This window comes from Sphingomonas faeni, from assembly GCF_040407495.1.
Classification (GTDB): Bacteria; Pseudomonadota; Alphaproteobacteria; order Sphingomonadales; family Sphingomonadaceae; genus Sphingomonas; species Sphingomonas faeni_D.
In genome coordinates this window covers 891,237-911,255 of the sequence record NZ_JAPZPP010000001.1, presented here as the reverse complement: position 1 = coordinate 911,255, position 20,019 = coordinate 891,237, and the positions used below count along the sequence as shown (strand labels likewise).

Below are 20,019 nucleotides of genomic sequence, written 5' to 3'. Positions count from 1 at the left end.
TAGCTCATCGGAGTTACCTCCTCAGGCTTGTCGTTGGATCCGGAACGGGAAAGCTCATGAGATCGTGTTGAACAGAACCCGGGCAGCCTTCTTTGCAGGCTTCGCACTGCTCGCGGCGGGCGCCGCCTATGCCGTCAACCCGGCTTTTCCAGGCTGGTACGCCGATCCCGAGATCCGGATGTTCGGCAACCGCTACTGGATCTACCCGACCTATTCCGACGACGCCGGGAAGCCCGATGTCTCACTGCGCTTTTCGCCGACACAGGCAGAGTTGCGCAAACGGCATACGGTACGGCCGTCGTACACGAAACAGACCTTCTTCAACGCCTTCTCGTCCCCCGATCTGGTCCACTGGACCCGCCACGAGCATGTGCTCGACGTCGCCAACGTTGCCTGGGCCGGCTATGCCGTCTGGGCTCCGTCGGTGATCGAGGCGAAGGGGCGGTACTACATGTTCTTCGCTGCCAACGACATCCAGAGCGATGCAGAGACCGGCGGGATCGGTCTCGCCGTGAGCGACACGCCGGGCGGCCCGTTCAAGGACGCGCTCGGCAAGCCGCTGATCGGCGCGTTCCACAATGGCGCCCAGCCGATCGATCCGTTCGTCTACCGCGACGACGACGGACAGGTGTATCTCTATTACGGTGGCTGGAAGCACTGCAACGTCGTTCGCCTCAGTGCCGACCTGCGGTCCGTCGTGCCGTTCGCCGACGGCACGACCTACAAGGAGATCACGCCCCCCGGTTATGTCGAGGGCTCGTTCGTCATCAAGCGCAACGGCGTCTATTATCTGATGTGGTCGGAAGGCGGTTGGACCGATGCGGACTACCGTGTCGCCTACGCCACGGGCAAAACCCCGTTGGGGCCGTTCAAACCGATGGGCACGGTGCTTGCGCAGGACGAGCACATTGCGCGCGGCGCCGGGCACCATTCCGTGGTCAACGTGCCGGGGACCGATGATTGGTACATCGTCTACCATCGGCGCCCGCTGACCGACACCGTGGGCGAGCACCGCCAGGTCGCGATCGATCGGATGCGCTTTGCGCCGGATGGCACGATCCGCTCAGTCGTCATGACCCGGCAAGGCGTGCTGCCTGTACCGAACCGCGGGGGTTAGACGACGAGCGCGACTGTCGCGCCTTGCCGTTCCGCCGCGAAACTGAAAACGTCATTCCGTCTCCAGGGGAGAACTGCTTTGAAGACCCTCGTTCCCGCACTGCGCGGCGTCGTCGCGCTGTTTGCCAGCACCGCTCTGGTGGCACCGCCGATCGGCTCGGCAGCGCTCGCGCGTGAGACTGCCCCGGTCAAGGATGACGTGCCGCTCGTCGATCTGGTCAACCCGCTGATGGGTACGGATTCAAACCACGAGCTGTCGTACGGGAACACATATCCCGCCGTCGCGGTACCTTGGGGCATGAACTTCTGGACGCCGGTAACCGGCAAGCCCGGCAGCGGGTGGGGCTACATGTACCATGACCCCAAGATCAACGGCATCAAGCAGACCCACCAGCCCAGTCCCTGGATGAACGACTACGCCGCGTTCTCGTTGTTCGCGGAGACCGGCGAACTGAAGCTTAAGGAAGACGAGCGCGCGAGCTGGTACAGCCACAAGGCCGAGGAAAGCCACCCGTACGACTACAAGGTCTATCTGGCCGACTATGACGTGACCGCCGAAGTCACGCCGACCAATCGCGCAGCGCAGTTCCGCTTCACCTTTCCCAAGAGCGACGACGCACACATCCTGCTCGATGGCCTCGCCGGTGGATCGATGGTCAAGATCGACGCCGCCAATCGCCGGATCACGGGATACGTCCGCAACAACCATGGCGGCGTCCCGAGCAACTTCCACAATTACTTCGTCGCGCAGTTCGACCATGATTTCACCGTCAGCCGGACCTGGGACGACAATTGGCAGATGACCGCCGAGACGACCCGCGAAGGCGGGCATGTCGGCGCGGTCGTCAGCTTCAAGACGCGCGACGGCGAACAGGTCGGTGTGAAGGTCGCCTCATCGTTCATCAGCCCCGAACAGGCCGTGCGCAATCTCGACAGCGAGATCGGCAGCGACAGCTACGCGCAGACCCAGGCGAAGGCGAAAGCGGCGTGGGAGAAGGAACTGGGCCACATCCAGGTCAGCGACCCGAACCTCGACAACCGCCGGACCTTCTATTCGGCGATGTACCGCATGCTGCTGTTCCCGCGCATGTTCCACGAAGTGAATGCGACCGGCAAGACGGTGCATTACAGCCCCTATGACGGCAAGGTGCACGACGGCCCGCTGTTCACCGATAATGGGTTCTGGGATACGTGGCGCGCGGTGTTCCCGTATTTCGCACTCGTCCGGCCAGACCTCGACGGACAGATCATGCAAGGCTTAGCCAATGCCTATCAGGAGGGCGGCTGGCTGCCCGAATGGATGAGCCCGGGGCAGCGCGACGTGATGATCGGGTCCAATTCGGGCAACATCATTGCCGACGCCTATCTGAACGGCGTGCGCGGCTTCGACGTCGAGAAGCTCTACGAAGCGATGGTCAAGAACGCGACGACCTCCGAAGGGCGGCCCCGCGACGTGAAGGGCAACGTGATCAGCGCGGTCGGGCGCGAGGGCGTCGAATATTATAACAAATACGGCTATGTGCCTTACGACGTCGGCATCAATGAGAGTGCGGCACGTACGCTTGAATACGCCACCGCGGATTTCTCGCTGTCCCGCCTCGCTGCTGCGCTCGGCAAGACCGCGGACGCCGCCAAATATGCCGCGCAGGCGCAGAATTATCGCAAGCTCTACGACGCGCAGTCGGGCTGGATGCGCGGCCGCAACAAGGACGGCAGCTGGATGACGCCGTTCAATCCCTATGCCTGGGGCGATGCGTTCACCGAGGGCAATGCGATCCACTACAGCTTCTCAGCGATGCAGGACGTGCAGGGCCTGATCGACCTGAGTGGCGGCGACAAGGCGTTCACCGACAAGCTCGACTCCGTCTTCACCCGCCCGCCGCTGTTCGACGACAGCTATTACGGTTCGGTGATCCACGAGACGCGCGAGATGCAGATCGTCAACATGGGCCAGTATGCGCATGGCAACCAGCCGATCCAGCACATGATCTATCTCTACGACTGGGCGGGCCAGCCGTGGAAGACGCAGGCGCATTCGCGCGACGTGATGGCACGGCTGTATTCGCCGACGCCCGATGGCTATCCCGGCGACGAGGACAATGGACAGACCTCGGCCTGGTACGTGTTCTCGGCACTCGGCTTCTATCCGGTGACGCCGAGCGTCGGCCAGTACGCGATCGGCAGCCCGCTGTTCCGCTCGGTCCGCGTCACGATGCCGGGCGGCAAGGTGTTGACGATCGAGGCGCCGAACAACGGGCCGAAGAACGTCTACATCCAGTCGGTGAGCTTCAACGGCAAGGCCCATGACAAGCCATGGCTGTCCCGCGAGATGCTCCAGGGCGGCGGCACGTTGCGCTTCGTGATGGGGCCGACTCCTAACAAGAGCTGGGCGACGGCCAAGGCGAATGCGCCGTTCTCGATGAGCGCACCGCTCGCCCGGCCCTGAGCAGCGGTAGGAAAACACGGATTATGACCATGATAGATCGACGCGGCATGATGGCCGGAACCGCGGCCGCCGGGCTGACTGCGCTGCTCCCATCGGGCGCAACGGCCGCAGCCGTATTCCCCAGCAAGCGGCCGCCAAAGGCGCAACGGCGGTTTACGAGCCCGGCAGTGGAAGCCGAGATCAAGCGCGTGAAAGCCAAGATCGCGGATCCCGAACTCGCCTGGCTGTTCGAGAATTGCTACCCCTGCACGCTCGACACGACGGTGAAGCTCGGCGAAATCGACGGCAAGCCGGACGCCTTCGTGATCACCGGCGACATCAACGCGCTGTGGCTGCGCGACAGTTCGGCGCAGATGCAGACCTATGTCCACCTGGCGTCGAAGGATGCCGGGCTGCGGCGCGTGTTCCACGGGCTGATCCAGCGTCAGGCGCGGTGCATCCTGCTCGATTCCTACGCCAATGCGTACATGGAGGATCCTACCGCGAAGTCGAACCTGTCGGCGATCAACGACAAGACCGACATGAAGCCGGGCGTCGCGGAACGGAAATGGGAAATCGACTCGCTGTGCTACACGATGCGCCTCGCGCACGGATACTGGACTGCGACCCACGACAAGGCACCGTTCGATGCGCTCTGGGCGCAGGGGGCGGCTCGCGCCGTCGCGACCTTCCGCGAGCAGCAGCGCAAGGACGGGCCTGGACCGTATCATTTCCAGCGTGTCGATCCGTCGCCGACCGAGACGCTGATGCTCAAGGGCTATGGTGCGCCGACGCGCAAGGTCGGGCTGATCCATTCTGGCTTCCGACCCTCGGACGATGCCTGCGTGCTGCCCTTCCTGATCCCGTCGAACCTGTTCGCCGTATCCGCGCTGAAGATGCTCGCGCAGGTCCACCGCGAGGCGCGCGGCGACGCTGCTGCGGCGAAGGATTGCCTTGCGCTCGCCGCCGAGGTGCAGGCCGCACTCGATGCGCATGGCAAGATGGCGGACGGCAACGGCGGTGAGGTCTGGGCGTTCGAGGTCGACGGTTTCGGCAACGCCATCTTCATGGACGATGCGAACGTGCCGAGCCTCTCGGGACTGCCGCTGATCGGCGCCGCAGACCGTGCCGATCCGCTGTTCCGGCGGACTGCTGCGCTCGCCTGGAGCAATCGCAATCCTTATTACTTCGAGGGGACCGCAGCCCACGGGATCGGGGGGCCGCATATCGGCCTCGACCAGATCTGGCCGATGTCGATCCTGACGCACGCCATGAACAGCGATGACGACGCCGTGATCCGCCAATGCCTGCGCTGGTTGAAGACGACGCACGCGAACACCGGCTTCATGCACGAGTCCTTCGACAAGAACGACCCGATGACGTTCACCCGTACCTGGTTTGCCTGGGCCAACGGACTGTTCGGTGAATTGATGCTCGATCTGGAACGCCGCAAGCCGGCGTTGCTCGCCGAGCGCTACTGACATCTACCTTGAGGATATCCGCTCCATGACAATCGCCAATCGCCGGCAGCTGCTGGTCGGTACCGGACTTGCCTCGCTCGTCGGAGCTTTGCCCGGAGCAGGCTGGGCTGCCTCTGGCACGCGGCTTGAAGCAAGCAACCCCGACCTTTTCGTCGGTACCGGCGGACATGGCCACACGTATCCGGGGCCGTCGCTGCCGTTCGGCATGGTCCAGCTCGGGCCTGATACCGACAATGCGCGTTGGGACGCCTGCTCGGGTTATCACCGCGATGACGGCTCGATCATGGGCTTCTCGCACACGCATCTGTCCGGCACAGGCATCGGCGACATGCTCGACGTGCTGGTGGTGCCATCGCGCGGGCCCCTGAAGCTGGTTCCCGGCGCGCTCGACAAGCCGGACGAGGGGTACCGACAGCGCTTTTCGGACGAGCGCGCCGAGCCCGGCTATTACCGCGTCCGGCTGGAGTCCGGCGTGCTTGCCGAACTCACCGTGACCGAACGCACCGGCCAGCACCGCTACCATTTCCCCGCTGGGGAGGGGCACATCCTCATAGATTTCGCCCACATGATCCAGGACGTCTGGGACAAGGGTACTCTCATCGACGAAGCGTCCCTTCGCATCGATCCGGACGGTCTTCTCACGGGCAGCCGCCGAGTGCACCGTTGGGCCAAGGGACGACGTATCCACTTCGCGATGCGATTGTCGCGCCGCCCGGATCGCGTGCAGTTCTTTGGTGACGGCGATGTTCCGGCTGCCAAGGGCACGACCGGGATCAACGGCGCCCGCCTGAAGGTGGCACTCTTCTTCGACGACGCGGGAAGCGCACCCATCGAAATCAAGACCGGGATCTCGGCCGTCGACGTTGCGGGCGCAAAAGCGGCGCTGGCGGCAGAAGCGCCCGGTTGGGCATTCGATGCCACGCGCGCGGCTGCGGCACGTCGATGGGCGGGAGAACTTGACGCGGTTCGCGTGGAGGGGGGAACGTCCGAACAGCGGACGATCATGGCGAGCGCGCTGTATCATGCGTTCCTGTCGCCAACGCTCTTTACCGATCGAGACGGACGCTATGTCGGGCTCGACCGGCAGGTCCATACCGTGCCCGCTGGCGAGGCGGCATTCAGTGCCTATTCGCTATGGGACACGTATCGTGCGCTCCATCCGCTGCTGACGCTGGTTCGCCCCGATCACGCAGGGCTGCTCGTCCGCGATCTGGTCCGCCAGACGATCCAGAGTCCGGCAGGGCCGCCGGTATGGCCGCTGCAGGGTGTCGAGACCGCGTGCATGATCGGCTGGCACGGCGTGTCGGTGATGGCTGAGGCGTGCGCCAAGGGCATCAAGGCGGATTACGCCTCCGCCTGGCCGCAGATCCGGCGGCGGGCGTTCGATCGCACCTTCAAGGATATCGACAGCACGCTGGGCCGCGGCTTCTATTACGACCTCGGCTTTGTCCCAGCCGACAAGACCTGGGAGTCGGTCAGCCGCACGCAGGAATATGCCTATGACGACTGGGCAATGGCGGTGCTCGCCGACGCGGCAGGCGCGCATGACGATGCCACGGCGCTGCGCAAGCGCAGCCTCAACTATCGCAACGTCATAGACCCGACGATCGGCTTCGCGTGTCCTCGCTTCGCCGATGGGAGTTGGTGGAAGGATTATGATCCAATCCAGCTCGGCCATCAGCCGGACAAGCAGCGCGATTATACCGAGGCGAACGGCTGGCAGGCGACGTTCCTCAACCAGCACGACACCTACGGGCTGATCGCGATGTTCGGTGGCGATCAGGCGTTCGAGCGTAAGCTCGATGCGCTGTTCACCGCGCCATCGACGATGCCGCGGAACGCTCCGCCCGACATTTCGGGACTCGTCGGCCAATATGCGCATGGCAACGAACCCGATCAGCATGCGGCGTATCTTTACGCCTTTGCCGGCGCACCGTGGAAGACGCAGGCGATGGTCCGGCGGTTGCTCATGGAGATGTACAAGGCCGCACCCGACGGCGTGATTGGCAACGACGACTGTGGGCAGATGAGCGCATGGTTCGTGCTGTCGTCGCTGGGCTTCTATCCGGTCGATCCCGTCAGTGGCGTCTATGTATTCGGCTCGCCGCTGTTCGATGCGGCCGAGGTCCAGCTAGGCAAGAACAGAACACTCCGCGTTCGCGCGATCGGCAATGCGCCGGATCGGCCTTATGTCCAGTCGGTGCGTTGGAATGGCAAGCCGTGGACCAAGAACTGGATCGCGCACGCAGATCTCGTTCGCGGCGGCGAGCTCGTCTTCACGATGGGTGACAGGCCGTCGCGGTTCGGGACCGCCAAGCAGGATCGGCCGCCATCCTACGGCCACGGCGCGGTCTGACGCGCGGCGCACGTACGGTATCGCTGGCAGAGTCTAAATAGACGCTCCGGGACACGGTGTCCCGGAGCGTAAGACCGTGCGGCCCACAAGGGGGAGGCGAACCTCACGGCGCTCGGCCCGTCAGGGAGCGGGCAGAGTGGGGGACGTCGTCGAAAGCGAAGGGGGCGCATCGGTGATCGCGCTGCCCCAGGCGTGATTGGGCTTGGGACCCATCTGCAGCACCAGAGTGGCGCCGTCCTTGATATCGGCATGGCTGAACCACGGCTTGGTCCAGACGCGTCCGTTCATCGTCGCCGACTGAATATAGACGTTCGTCGGCGAGTTCCCGCGTGCCTGGATCTCCAACGTACGGCCGTTGCCAAGCCGCAGCTTCACGTCGTCGAATACCGGGCTGCCGAGCACATACACGTCGCTCGACGGATCGACCGGATAGAAGCCCATCGCGCTCATCGCATACCAGGACGACGTCGCGCCCTGATCGTCCATCCCGGGATAGCCATAGCCGGACGCATCGCTGCCATACAGCGTATCCAGAATCCGGCGTGTGATCGCCTGCGTCTTCCAGGGCTGCCCGCTCCACGCGTAAAGATAGGGCGCGTGCTGATCGGGCTGGTTGCCCTGGACGTATTGTCCGATCATGCCCGTACAGTCGCGGCAGATACCCTTTGGGGTATACGGCGTCGCGAAGAACCGATCGAGCTTCACGTTGAACTTGTCCCGCCCTCCCAGAGCCTGTTCAAGTCCCGCGACATCGTGCGGTACCAGCCAGAGGGTCGACCAGCCCGAGGCCTCCTTCATCATGAAGTTATAATAGGGCTCCTGTGGATCAAACGGCGCGATCCACTTGCCGTCGGCGGTACGTCCCCGGACGAAGCCGGTCGAGGGATCGAACACATTGCGGTAATTCAGGCTGCGCTGCCGAAACATGCGGGCATCGTCGCGTTTGCCCAGCTTGTCGGCATATTCCGCCATCGCCGCGTCGTCCCAGGCATATTCCAGCGTCGTCGCAGCGCCTGCCTTGCCGCCCGCATAAGGCGGACTCGGGTTGCCGGTCGGGATCTCGTCCGCGATCCATCCCTGCCGCTGATACTCGGCGAGGTAGCCCCGCGGGCCCTTCGGATCGGTCGCATTCCGGCGGAGGTATTCGTACACCGACGCATAGTCGAACGGAATGCCTCGCTTCCATGCGCCGAGGTACATGAACACCGCGTTGTCCCCGTGGAACGAGGTGTTCATGTAGCCGCGCTCACGCGCCATATCGAGTTCGGAACGCATCACGTTCTGGATCACGGCTGGCTCCATGAGTTCCATCAGCACGATCTGGTTGCGACCGGTATCCCAGAACGGCACCGGCCCATAACGATCGTAGGTCGCAGTTTGAACGCGACCCTTCGTATCCGTGAACGTTTCCCCCTTCGCCGCGATCAGCCTTGGGCTGGCGAACGACTGGAAGAGCGTCGAGTAGAAGAGCATCCGTTGTTTGGCGGTGCCCCCGGTCACCCTTGCCTTGTCGAGCAGCATCGCCCACGCCGCCTTTGCGTCCGCATGCACGCGGGCGAAATTCCAGTCCGGCAATTCCTTGTGCAGCCGCGCCGCTGCGTCGGCATAACTCGTGCCGTGCGCGATCCGCATCAGGACGCGGTCCCCCGCCTTCGTCGTGAAAGTGAGGTATCCGCCGGCGAATGCGCCCTTGATGATACGGCGGCCTGCTTCGACGTCTGCATCCCCGATGCCCCAACCCTTGCGGTCGGTAAGCCCCTGGAACGTGCCAAAGCGCGCGAACGGTTTTGAAAATTCGGCAACGAAATATTTGCCGCGGTCATGCTCGCGATCGCCGTCTTCGGCCGCGATCCCGCGGACCATGTTGTTGCCGACGATTTCGACCTCGCCGCCCGATCGGCGCAGGTTGACGATCAGATTTGACCGCTGGCTGGCGGGAAACGTGAACTGCATCAGGCTCGCCGACGCCGTCGCCGTCAGCTCCACCTCGGTATGGAAGGTATTGAGGTAAACCGAGTAATAGCCGGGCGACGCGATCTCACGAGCCTTGTCGTAATAGGACTGACTGTACGCGGGCGGCACGGTCCAGTCCCCTACGACCGGCATGATCATGGGCTGAGCACGGCCGCCATAGGACGGTCCTCCTCCACCCGTGAACCCGATCATGCTCGGGTTGGGGTAAATATAGGGAGCAGGGACGCCGTTCGGGTAGCTTAACTCCAGGTTGACGTTGACCGGCGCAGCCTCCGTGGCGCTGTGCGGCAAGCGTGCTCCAGCCGAAGTAATGCCGGAATACACCGGTTCGCCGGGTGGAGGCGCGTTACCGATCAGCTCAGGGATGTCGAGCGGGGCGGTGCCGACCAGAGGATTGGCCTCGTCAACTGGACTTCTGGCGACAGATGAACCCGTTTGCGCATCCGCCCAGGATGACACCGCCAAGACTGCTATTGCTGCAATGCAGCAATGTCGGGAAAGACGTGATCTTGGAGACAGGCGAGATTTCGCTAAAAAATCTGTCCGATAACGATCGCTGTCTGCAAAATGCGTCATCCGCCATCCATCCCGACGGCTGCTGATTACCTGCTCTCTAACGAAGCGGCAGCCGATCTGACCTTTTCTTTAATAAAAAAGTTTGTTTGTCAATTAAGCGTCTCTTCGGAGAATGTCTGGATCGTGGAATGCGAAAATCCCTTTTGTCACGCCGCCTCCAGCCGTAGCGACCGGCCGAACTACGACAACGCCGTACGACGCGGTCGATCCGTTCATCGGTACGGGCGGCGAGGGGCGTACCTTCCCAGGCGGCAGTGCGCCGTTTGGGATGGTCCCGCGCAGCTCCGATGCCTGATCGGACAGGGTCAAATGGAGCGATCTGCGCAATGTCACCGTTCGGAGGACCTTCTCCCCCGAGCGAACGGGAGCAGACCGGGCTTGGACAGATTGGTTGGGCGCTCGCGGAACGTGCGGAAAAGCTGCAGATATATGTCTAGTGATGGGGTCGCAGTACCAAGGTCTCTCCCTGTCGCCGAGCGAACACCCTGTTGGAACCCAGGCGACGCAGCGAGTATCGTGTCGAGGTTGCGAAGGCGCCAGCCCCCACGGACTGATCTCGAGAGCGGTTCTCGATGCCCTCGGTCTGGCTATCTAGTGAACATGACCGAGGGAACTTGCCGACGAGTGCGCTTTCAGCGAAACGCTGAAAGACAGGCGTATCGACAGAGCGGCGCGAGATATCTTGGAACACGAGCCGACCTTGGCCGACCGCTTTTCTGACGCCCCTATATCCGCGAAAACCATAGCTGCCGGGGATCGAATGATCGCGCACAGGCGGCATACGCTGTCGGCCTTCTTCTCTTGCCCATCGTCCGATCCCAGCCTGTGTGACGGTCGACACGTGTCGCGCAGATTGCTGAAATAGATCGCCGATCGCGATTTGCCGCGCGAGGCAGATTGATACGGGACACTGGAAAGACCCTGCATCCGATGTCGCTGGCTGCAGAGCAGACCATTAGTCGGCGCGGGGCCCTGATTGCTGCGCACTCGTCATGGCGATTTGCGGTCGTCGGCGGCTTGGAGATGCCTTACGCGGGGCTTCACGCCCATCTTATGGTTCGGTCTTCCCATGCATCGACTTCATGCTTTAGCCGCTGCGTTCTGTGTTGTGATGCTGTCCGCAAGCGCTTCGGCTGCGCCGGAGACGGTGTTCGAAGGCGTGGCCGGTACCGCGCGCATCGTCGTCGCGATGACGGAGGACAGGGGCGAGGTCGACGGTCACTATTTCTACCGGACGTCGCGGCTCGACATCGATCTGTCCGGCACGGCGACGGGGACAACGCTGACGCTGGAGTCGCGAACGACCGGCGATCATCTGCTTCTGAAGAGAATTGGACCGAAGCTTGTCGGCACGCTGACGACTGCCAAGGCCAGACGCCTCGCCGTAAGCCTGCATCCAGCCGCCGGGCCGGCAGGGCTTCCGGCCGACCTGCCGCCCAAACTCAGCGTTTATGAGCGTTGGCGTCTCGCTGGTCTCCACCTCACGCCGCAGCAAGCCGAGACGATCAACGGCAAGACGATCCGGTGGTATCGGGAACCGCTTTCCGGCATCCGGCTGTTCCGGATCGAAAGCGGCTATTCCACGGCGGTGGCGGCGGCGGTTAATCACGCTCTGGCCCGCAACCAATGGCAGAATGTTTCCGCGTGGTTCGCATGCACCGGATCGGACGGACAGCCCGGCACCGATGTTGCAGCGGCGGACAAGCCCTGGCTCGGGGTGAACCATATGAGCTATCTCTGGACGGGTAGCTGGAGCTGCGCGGGTACCGCACACCCGGACTTCGGTACCGAGGGCCATAGCTATGACATGGCTACCGGCGGGGAATTAATGCTGGATGCGGCGCTCCCCTTCGGATCGGAACCGGTTCCGGCGGAGGATAGCGACGCTTGGTACACATACCGCAGCAACCGCTTCGCGCCGGGCGTCGTCGCGTTGCTGAAGCGCTTTCATCCCGAGGAGATGGCGCCCCCGAGCAAGGGCGACGATGACGCATGCGACTATTCCGATCCCGAAGTCTGGGATTTTCCGGCATGGGCGCTTTCCGAAAAGGGCCTTTGGCTGGGCGCCTATTTCCCCAGAGCGCAGCGCCCGTGCGACGCGCCGGATTGGGCGGTCATCCCGTGGTCGTCGCTGCGTCTCCCGCGCGCTACTCGACCGTAGCGGTATCCTACGGATGCGCGTTGCAAAGCCCGACCCCTTCGGGCAGCGGATCGGCGCTCAGATATCCAAGACCGGAGGCCCATGATGTTAGCGATCTTTGCTTTGGCGTTAGCCCTTGCAGTGCCCGATGCTGGCCAATGCCCTGGATCGTCGACGCAAGAAATCGACGCTTGCCTCGCAGGTCGTTTTGACAAGGCCGATGCCGAACTGAACCGCTATTACAAAGCTGCGATAAAGCGCCTTCGACAAGAGCGCGAAATCAAAACGGAACAGACGCTTGTCCAAGCCGAGCGGTCCTGGGTGGCCTATCGAACCTCCGAATGCGGCGCCGTGTATGAAAACTGGATCGGCGGCAGCATTCGAGGAAGCATGGCACTGAATTGCCAGATCCGGCTTACGCGCATGCGGACATACACCATCTGGCGACACTGGTTGACCTATATGGACAGCACGCCGCCGCTATTGCCGCGGCCTGATGTCGAAAGCGTCCTCTCGGTCCGCTGAGTTGGTGGCAGGACCGGCTGAAATTAAACTTACAGAAGATTTGGATATCCGGATCGTTCTCCCTGGGGTCGCGGCTCAGGCGGAGAAGCTAAAACAGATGGCGGCAGACGATCCCGAGATGCAATGTGTCGGCGACCTGGATGGCGGTCCGGGTGACTAGGCGGTGCTGGCGCTTCTAGACTGCTGTGGCACAGGACGGAGACTTTCGATGACCATGGGAAAATCGCTGATGGCAGCCGTCCTGGTGCTCGCAGGATCGGGAGGACAGGCCGCGCCGGCTGCACCAGCCGAGGCACCGGTGGCAGCCCGCACTATCGACCTGGCACGGGGCTTCGGCACCCGCTCTCCCTGGACGTTCACGACGCCCCAGGGACCGGACATCATCGATCCCATTATGGATGAGCCGGACGCAAAGGTCCCGGGCGAGCTCCGCCTGTGCATCAGCAAGGATCATGGCAGGACCTGTTCGACCGTGCTGGACGACGCGCTGACGGTGAGGGGCCAGCCGGACACTTTCTCCGAAGCGCATTATCTGAACGACGCGCGGATCGTTTTCCCCGCCGCCAGCACCCCCATCCTGTTGCTTCAGGCGGGCAGCCTCCAGAGCGTGAACGGCGACCAGCGGATCGCGACGGTGGCGCTCGCCTATGATCGCACCAAGGATACGTTCTTCGTCGCGTACCAGCGGCGTACCGGGCACAACAATAATCAGGAAGTACGCTACATCGCCCAAGGCCCGTTACGCGGTGCCATCGTGTCGGCGGAACCGACCGAGGATGCGCCATTCGGCTTCTGGATGACGGTGAACCGCGTCAGCCCGGACAAGCGCTTTGCCGAGGTGCTGCGCTATCGAAGCGCGACGCGCTATGGTGACGGCAACACCCTGGCGGTGATCGATTCCGAGATGCCGAACCTCCTGCGACGGCTGGGGCTCTGGCATCCCGGGTCGCCGATCCCGCTTCCTGCTACACCCTGCCTCAAGCCGCATCTAATCAGCGGCGCGCTCTGGTGCCGGTGAGGTTGGTACCGTCGTAAAATAAAGCTTTGGCGATGAGGAACCGATGCGGCGCGCGTTCGGGCTCTCACCCCACGCAATGCGTCATCCCGAGCGGCGTGAGGCTAGTCGCGCCACGTCAGGCGACCAGCATGCCGGTAAGACACCTGAAGCGTAGGCTCATCACCCGTCGTTTGCCGAGGTGCAGTCCTGCTGGCGGGTATGTGCAAATCGAGCTACGCTTCGTCATAGTCGAGACTGGGGGCACCAAGGCTATGACGAGTCTAACCTTACCTAATGTGCGGCGAAAGGCGGTTGGTCGCCCATTCTACATGACGATGTCATTGGTGACGGCCGCTGTTATCATCGGTGGATTCTCGCAGACGGTGCCTGGCGACTTCACCCGAGAGCCCGGAATGCCGATTCTACTATCTGTCCATGGTACGGTGTTTACACTGTGGGTCTTGCTTTTTGTTGCGCAGCCGACGTTCATCGCGCGGGGTTCGATCGCGCTGCATCGCCGGGTAGGGTGGGCGGGGGCGGTGCTGGCCACCGCCATGCTGGTCATGGGCGTGGCCGCGACGCTGTTCGCGATCCGCTACAATTTCGTTCCTGGCTTCTTTCCGCGACCGATCTTCCTCGTCATGAACCTGATCGGGATTTCTGTCTTTGCGGGGCTCGTCGGGGCGGGCATTGCGCTGCGCAAGCGTGCCGAGTGGCATAAACGGCTGATGCTCTGCGCGACGATTTCGATCCTCGGCCCGGGTCTCGGGCGATTGCTGCCGATGGGATCGTTCGGCGCGGCGGCGCCGCTGGTGATGTTCGGCGCCATCGCGCTGTTCGCTTTTGCCGGCCCAGTGGTCGACGTGATCGTCAGGCGACGTGTTCACCCAGCGTATTATTGGGGCGTCTCGACGATCCTGCTGAGCATGATGATGGTCGGGCCCATCGCGTTTTCACCGCTCGGCACCGCCCTGCTCACGGTGGTCGGGAGAGCGGCCTAGGCGCCGACACCGCTGGCTTGCGCCAGCGGCGTGCAATTGTTGAACGTTGTTCAAAATAGTCCGACACGCCAGTTTTATGGTGGTTCTTCAGGTCGAAAATCAGATCGAAGGGGCTGCCTTTAGTCGGTAGGCGAAAGCCAGCGTGCCGAACAGCACGATCGTCCCCGCCAGGGCGAGCGGCGCGTAGAGGCCGATATGCACTAGCAGTCCCGCGCCCAGCGCTGCGCCTGCGAAGATCGCGATGACGGCGCCGACGCGTCGCCTCCAGTTCGTGCCCGTTCCACCGGCGGCGCGTGAGTCTGCGCTGAGCCCCGTCAGCGTCAGGGTTAGAACGGTCGTCGTGAGGTCCGCCACCTTGAGTTGCCGGATGGTGGCGTTGCGATACCCCATCGCGACGCCGGTGAGGCCGATGATCAGGTAGAGCCGTGCCTCGGGCGATTGGGTGGCTACGTCGAACCCAAGCGCCACTATCGCGGCCGCCCAGAGCAGCGCGGTTTCCACGACGGCCGATGTCAGAAGCCAACGTCGTTCCGATCCTCCTGCATGGGTCTTGCCGGTTCGTCCCCCGACGAGCGCGCCGATCATGAAGCTCGCCAGCGCGGCCACGAAGGGCAGGATCTTGAACCCCGGCGCGCCCGATGCCGCGAAGCCGAGGAACACGACGTTCCCGGTCATGTTGGCCGTGAAGACCTTGCCAAGACCGAGCACGCTGGCCGCGTCGACGAGGCCCGTCGTGACGGAAAGCAGGAGTAGCAGCGGCACGTGGGGGTCGGTGGGTGTAGTGGTGTCCATGACGATCTCCAGGATCCGTGTTCGTGCGAGGAAGAGGCGGTGTGGTCAGAATCGGAAATTGCTCTCGAGGCCGAACATGCCGATCGTCCGGCCGGAGCCCGTCTCCTCGAGGAAGCTTCCGGCGTCGAAGGCTGACAGCGACGTCGAAAGTTCGAGTTCCGGCGTTGCCTGCCAGGCCAGCGTCGCCTCGATCTCCTTGCCGATGAAGCGTGCCCTGGACGTGCCCGGCGCGCGCAGGAGATTGCCGGGAACGTCGTAGACGCCATCGACACGCGCGTATCGCCAGTAGGCCATGCCGCTGATGCTGGCGGAAACGCCCGGCGTTACGGTCATCGCCACGCGCGGGTTAACGCTGACGATGTTCGACGGGCCTACCGGCGACAGCTCGCCGAAATATTTGCCTTTTGGAAACAGGGCATTGAACGTGCCGAGCGCGTGGTCGCCGCGCCGGCGATCACCGCTGACGATATTGAACCGCAGGACGGCATCCGGCACAAATGGGGCGTTGGAGAAGGTCCGACCGACTTCGGTGCCGAGCGTCCATGCGCCGATCCGACTGCCGGCGAAGCGCCCGAACTGCGCGACGCCCTCGACGTTCCAGTGCCAGTCGCCGGCGGTTCCGAACGATCGCGCGCCGATGCCGTGACGCAGTTCGCGCCCAGTGCGTCCGCCGAACGCGGCGCGCGCATTGCGGTAACCGAGGTAATAAATGTCGAGGCCGGGGAGCGCGGCGTAGGCGCTCCAGAGCGACTTGTTGCGGGAGCGTGCGTCGTCGAACGACTTCGGACCCGGCTGTACCGGACGTACCGCCAGCAAGCTGACGGTTGCCGCCCCGATCCGGACGATGCCCCGCGCGCCGTCGAAGGCCAATGGTACGTTCGGGCCGTAGCGGGTGCCGACAAGGCGTTCGGTCCCGAGCGAAAGCATCTGCCGGCCGGCGCGTAACGTCACCGGACCAATTTCGATATCCGCAAAGCCCTGGAGCAGGTCCACACGCGTCTGATCGACCGGGCTGGCGGAGGGCGCGACGCCTGCCGCATAGGCGACGATCGGCTGGACGAACGCGCGTGCTTTTCCGACATGCAGGTCGGCGTAGGGGACGACGCGCGCCCAGAGATATCCGTCATCGGGCGCATCCGCATCGCCCCACAAGTTATCGTGGTACTTCTCGTTGCGCAGGCGGAGCTCGACTCCGGTGGAGAGATAGGCGTCCGCCGTAATCGGAATGAATTTGAACGGGCCCGTCCAATGCTCCGTCCGTTCAGCTGGATCCCCGAGCGTCGTCCAATCCTCGTCGTAGCGCGTAATGGTCAACGTCGGCGGCTGCCACGCCTCGGTCTGCGCTGCCGCCGGGGCAGGCCACGCCAACCCCAGCAGCAGGAGCCTACGCACGTCTCGCTTCCATCTCCGCGACCATGGCCGCGAGGACGAACCCGCCGATGAGGCCGAGATGCTCGAAGAAAGCGTTGGTGGCCATGAAACGCTCCTGACCGGCGGGCATCGCCCAGAGCGCATTGGCCGTGATGGCGGCGAACAGCGTGAAGACGCCGAGCATGCCGGCGCCGAGCCAGACGAGCCGACCGGACAGGATCAGCAGCGGGCCGACGATCTCGACCACGATCGTCAGCGCCGCCCACAGGGCGGGCGGAGACATGCCGAAATGCGCCTGCTCGGCGATCGCCGCGGTCCAGTCGCTCGCCTTTACAATCCCGCCGAGGAGATAGGCGCCGACGAGCGCGAGGCGGGCAAGGAAGCCGGTCCAACGCCAGTCGAGAATGGCTCCGACGAAACGCGGCGTGCGCGCCGCGGTCATCGTGCGATCGGCGAATGGATCTCGGCGATGTAGCCGCCGGGGAAGCGAACGATCGCCGACTGCCGGTCGCTTTCGGCATGCGGCTCGACCAGCGTTTCGACGCCGACTGCTTTCGCCTTGGCTAGCGTGGCTTGAAGGCTGCCCACCTCATAGCCGGTCACGTCGCGGCCATAGGGCCAGGGAAGCTGGTTGTCGGACACCATCACGGTCATCTTGCCGTAGCCAGATGCGACGCGGATACGGTGATAGCGCGTGCCGGGCCTGCCGATGTCGCTGCCATCCGCCGCCGTGTCATCGGACACGATCTTGCCGTGCGCGAAGCCGGTCCAGCTCTTCACGAAGGCGTTAGCGGCGTCGGGCGTGAGGTAGACACGGTTCTCGGGGATGGTCGCCAGCGCAGGGTAGTTCGGCTTGGCGGTGTGCCAGTAGATCTGCATGCCGACTCCGCCCGGCCACTGGACGACCGCATCGCGGCCGATCGGATCGGGGAAGGTCGTTATGGTGCGGGTCGCGCCGTGGCTGACCGCCGACGCGACGGCCGCGTCGATGTCGGTGACGAGATAGCCGTTGCGCTCGCTGCCGAACGGGAACGGGATCGGCGTGGTGAAGCCGAATACCGAGATCGATCCGGCGGGCGTAAGCACGAGTTGCGAGAAGGTCTTGCTGGTCGTCGGAGTGACCTGGAACGCGCCTTTCTTCGTGGCTGTCCCGCCGAACGTGGCGGTCAGGCTGGCGACGAAGCGGTCGAAGTCCTCCGGCGCAACGTAGACATGGGTCGTGTCGTATTGCGGCCCCACCGAATAGTCGGCGGTCGCCGGAGCGTCGCGGGCAAAGCCGGGCGCGGAAGGCGACAGGCCGATCAGGGCTACGGCGATAAGCAGGTTCGTTCGTTTCATTCTCAGTTTCCCCATCATGATCACACTGCCCAGCAGCCGCAGCCGAACGAACCCCAGAAGCTCTGGACGTCGGTGACGGGTACGTCGCGGCCGAGGGCGGCGGCATGGTCGTGGCCGTGGACCGAGCATCCGCTCGCGCATCCGCACGCGGCGGCAAGTTTCGCCGAGGCTTCGGGCGTGCGGTGGTAGCCGCCGAACGTCGCGACCGGCGACCAGTCGGGCATCGGTTTGGGCAGCGACGGCGCGAGCGCGGCATAGTCGCCCTCTCCGAACACCACTTTGCCGCCGAGCAGAGTCAGGACGGAGCGCAAGTGCGGGATGTCGCTCTCCGGGACGGTCAGGTAATCGCCCGACAGGACCGCGAGATCGGCGAGTTGGCCCACCTTGATGCGCCCTTTCTTGCCAACTTCGTTCGAGAACCAGGTGTTTTCGTGCGTCCACATCGCCAGCGCCTTCTCACGGCTGACGCGGTTCGCGCCCGGGTAGAGGCCGAGGCCGCCGACGGTCCTGCCGGTCACCAGCCAGTTGAGCGACACCCATGGATTGTAGCTCGCGACGCGCGTGGCGTCGGTGCCGGCGCCGACATGGATCCCGGCGGCGAGCATCTTGGCGATCGGCGGCGTCCGTTCGGCGGCCTTGGTGCCGTAGCGTTCGACGAAATACTCGCCCTGATACGCCATGCGGTGCTGGATCGCGATGCCACCGCCGAGCGCGGCGATCCGATCGATGTTGCGGTCGGTGATCGTTTCGGCGTGGTCGAAGAACCAGTTGATCCCGTCGAACGGAATGTCCTTCGCGACCTTCTCGTACACGTCGAGTGCGCGGCCGATCGTCTGATCGTAGGTCGCGTGCAGGCGCCACGGCCATTTATGTTCGGCAAGCAGCCGGATGACAGGCTCGAGGTCGCCCTCCATGCTCGGCGGCATGTCGGGGCGCTCGACGCGGAAATCCTCGAAATCGGCAGCGGAGTAGACCAGCATCTCGCCTGCACCGTTGTGGCGGTACGTGTCGTCGCCCTGGCCCGGTGTGACCTGCTTTACCCACCCTTGGAAGTCGGCGAGCTCCTCCTTCGGCTTCTGCGTGAACAGGTTGTAGCTGATGCGCAGCGTCAACTGGTCGTCGGCGTGCAGCTTCTCGATGATCGCATAGTCGTCGGGATAGTTCTGGAAGCCGCCGCCTGCATCGATCACGCCGGTGACGCCGAGCGAGTTCATCTCGCGCATAAAGTGGCGGGTGGAGTTCAGCTGGTATTCGGGCGGCAACTTCGGTCCCTTGGCGAGCGTCGAATAGAGGATCGTCGCGTTGGGATGCGCAAGCAGCAGCCCGGTCGGGTTGCCCGCCGCATCGCGGACGATCTCGCCGCCGGGCGGGTTGGGCGTGTCCTTGCCGTAACCGACGACGCGCAGCGCCGCGGCGTTCAGCAGTGCGCGATCGTAAAGATGGAGGATGAACACTGGCGTGTCGGGTGCCACCGCGTTGAGTTCGGCGATCGTCGGCAGGCGCTTTTCGGCGAACTGGTGCTCGGTGAAGCCGCCGACGACGCGCACCCATTGCGGGGCGGGGGTGTTGTCGACCTGCCGCTTGAGCATCGCCATCGCGTCGGCAAGGCTCGGCACGCCGTCCCAGCGGAGTTCGAGGTTATAGTTCAGCCCGCCGCGGATGATGTGCATGTGGCTGTCGATCAGGCCGGGAATGACCCGCCGTCCGCCCGCGTCGATGACGGTCGCTTGCGGCGCGGCGGCGCGCACCTCCAGTTCGGAGCCTACCGCGAGGAAGGTGCCGTCGCGGATCGCGATCGCCTGCGCTTCGGGGTTCTCGCGGTCGAGCGTCGTCACTTTCGCGTTGACGAGGATCAGGTCGGACATGGTCGGTCTCCGGTTTCCGGCAAGCAGCGGAGCCAGCGTCGCCGCTGCCCCGCCGAGGATGG

General features: G+C 63.9%; 14 protein-coding genes. 8 read left to right on the top strand and 6 right to left on the bottom strand.

All coding sequences use genetic code 11. From position 1 onward, the window contains the following. Positions 1 to 67 precede the first annotated feature (67 nt). From O6W96_RS04105 to O6W96_RS04090, 4 genes are all read left to right on the top strand, one after another. The gene (locus O6W96_RS04105; RefSeq protein ID WP_353468376.1) at positions 68 to 1,117 is read left to right on the top strand and encodes a glycoside hydrolase family 43 protein; all 1,050 of its coding nucleotides are present in this window, start codon (positions 68 to 70) and stop codon (positions 1,115 to 1,117) included. A gap of 78 nt (positions 1,118 to 1,195) precedes the next feature. Further along, positions 1,196 to 3,562 carry a GH92 family glycosyl hydrolase gene (locus O6W96_RS04100; protein WP_353468375.1) on the top strand — a complete coding sequence of 789 codons (2,367 nt, stop codon included), beginning with the start codon at positions 1,196 to 1,198 and terminating at the stop codon, positions 3,560 to 3,562. Between the two features lie 23 nt (positions 3,563 to 3,585). Beyond that, a complete protein-coding gene (locus O6W96_RS04095; RefSeq protein WP_435372174.1) occupies positions 3,586 to 5,022 on the top strand; it encodes a glycoside hydrolase family 125 protein in 1,437 nt (478 codons plus the stop codon). Between the two features lie 25 nt (positions 5,023 to 5,047). Then, positions 5,048 to 7,378: a GH92 family glycosyl hydrolase gene (locus O6W96_RS04090; RefSeq protein WP_353468373.1), complete on the top strand. Its 2,331-nt coding sequence runs from the start codon at positions 5,048 to 5,050 to the stop codon at positions 7,376 to 7,378. A gap of 120 nt (positions 7,379 to 7,498) precedes the next feature. Here O6W96_RS04090 and O6W96_RS04085 read toward each other — a convergent pair whose 3' ends face one another. Further along, entirely contained in the window at positions 7,499 to 9,871 is a 2,373-nt protein-coding gene (locus O6W96_RS04085; protein WP_435372188.1) for a GH92 family glycosyl hydrolase, read from the bottom strand. 1,168 nt (positions 9,872 to 11,039) lie between these two features. On the opposite strand from O6W96_RS04085, the gene O6W96_RS04080 reads away from it, so the two are divergent. The 4 genes from O6W96_RS04080 to O6W96_RS04065 all read left to right on the top strand — a co-directional run bounded on the left by O6W96_RS04080 (position 11,040) and on the right by O6W96_RS04065 (position 14,591). Next, the gene (locus O6W96_RS04080; protein WP_353468371.1) at positions 11,040 to 12,089 is read left to right on the top strand and encodes a hypothetical protein; all 1,050 of its coding nucleotides are present in this window, start codon (positions 11,040 to 11,042) and stop codon (positions 12,087 to 12,089) included. Positions 12,090 to 12,170: 81 nt separating this feature from the next. Next, on the top strand, positions 12,171 to 12,593 hold the full coding sequence (locus tag O6W96_RS04075; protein WP_353468369.1) for a lysozyme inhibitor LprI family protein: 423 nt from the start codon (positions 12,171 to 12,173) through the stop codon (positions 12,591 to 12,593). A gap of 208 nt (positions 12,594 to 12,801) precedes the next feature. Continuing rightward, positions 12,802 to 13,611, top strand: a complete 810-nt coding sequence (locus tag O6W96_RS04070) for a hypothetical protein (RefSeq protein ID WP_353468368.1) — start codon at positions 12,802 to 12,804, stop codon at positions 13,609 to 13,611. A 320-nt stretch (positions 13,612 to 13,931) separates the two neighbouring features. Then, entirely contained in the window at positions 13,932 to 14,591 is a 660-nt protein-coding gene (locus O6W96_RS04065; RefSeq protein ID WP_353468367.1) for a hypothetical protein, read from the top strand. Positions 14,592 to 14,690: 99 nt separating this feature from the next. On the opposite strand, the gene O6W96_RS04060 is transcribed toward O6W96_RS04065, so the two are convergent. Genes O6W96_RS04060 through O6W96_RS04040 form a run of 5 tightly spaced genes read right to left on the bottom strand, consistent with a single transcriptional unit; the run spans position 14,691 to position 19,957 of the window. Next, the gene (locus O6W96_RS04060; RefSeq protein ID WP_353468366.1) at positions 14,691 to 15,383 is read right to left on the bottom strand and encodes a YoaK family protein; all 693 of its coding nucleotides are present in this window, start codon (positions 15,381 to 15,383) and stop codon (positions 14,691 to 14,693) included. A gap of 45 nt (positions 15,384 to 15,428) precedes the next feature. Next, on the bottom strand, positions 15,429 to 16,775 hold the full coding sequence (locus tag O6W96_RS04055) for an alginate export family protein (protein WP_353468365.1): 1,347 nt from the start codon (positions 16,773 to 16,775) through the stop codon (positions 15,429 to 15,431). Further along, on the bottom strand, positions 16,768 to 17,196 hold the full coding sequence (locus O6W96_RS04050) for a DoxX family protein (protein WP_353468364.1): 429 nt from the start codon (positions 17,194 to 17,196) through the stop codon (positions 16,768 to 16,770). Before O6W96_RS04050 ends, O6W96_RS04055 begins: the two co-directional genes overlap by 8 nt. Continuing rightward, positions 17,193 to 18,092 (bottom strand): glyoxalase, encoded by a 900-nt coding sequence (locus O6W96_RS04045; protein ID WP_353468363.1) that lies wholly within the window; start codon positions 18,090 to 18,092, stop codon positions 17,193 to 17,195. Before O6W96_RS04045 ends, O6W96_RS04050 begins: the two co-directional genes overlap by 4 nt. Before the next feature lie 20 nt (positions 18,093 to 18,112). Beyond that, positions 18,113 to 19,957, bottom strand: a complete 1,845-nt coding sequence (locus O6W96_RS04040) for an amidohydrolase (protein WP_353468516.1) — start codon at positions 19,955 to 19,957, stop codon at positions 18,113 to 18,115. Positions 19,958 to 20,019: the final 62 nt, after the last annotated feature.

What these genes read in the sequence shown, in the direction of transcription:
- O6W96_RS04095 (WP_435372174.1), top strand. Translation starts at nt 3,586, where the DNA reads ATGACCATGATAGATCGACGCGGCATGATGGCCGGAACCGCGGCCGCC.
- O6W96_RS04090 (WP_353468373.1), top strand. Translation starts at nt 5,048, where the DNA reads ATGACAATCGCCAATCGCCGGCAGCTGCTGGTCGGTACCGGACTTGCC.
- O6W96_RS04080 (WP_353468371.1), top strand. Translation starts at nt 11,040, where the DNA reads ATGCTGTCCGCAAGCGCTTCGGCTGCGCCGGAGACGGTGTTCGAAGGC.
- O6W96_RS04075 (WP_353468369.1), top strand. Translation starts at nt 12,171, where the DNA reads ATGATGTTAGCGATCTTTGCTTTGGCGTTAGCCCTTGCAGTGCCCGAT.
- O6W96_RS04070 (WP_353468368.1), top strand. Translation starts at nt 12,802, where the DNA reads ATGACCATGGGAAAATCGCTGATGGCAGCCGTCCTGGTGCTCGCAGGA.
- O6W96_RS04060 (WP_353468366.1), bottom strand. Translation starts at nt 15,383, where the DNA reads ATGGACACCACTACACCCACCGACCCCCACGTGCCGCTGCTACTCCTG.
- O6W96_RS04050 (WP_353468364.1), bottom strand. Translation starts at nt 17,196, where the DNA reads ATGACCGCGGCGCGCACGCCGCGTTTCGTCGGAGCCATTCTCGACTGG.
- O6W96_RS04045 (WP_353468363.1), bottom strand. Translation starts at nt 18,092, where the DNA reads ATGAAACGAACGAACCTGCTTATCGCCGTAGCCCTGATCGGCCTGTCG.
- O6W96_RS04040 (WP_353468516.1), bottom strand. Translation starts at nt 19,957, where the DNA reads ATGTCCGACCTGATCCTCGTCAACGCGAAAGTGACGACGCTCGACCGC.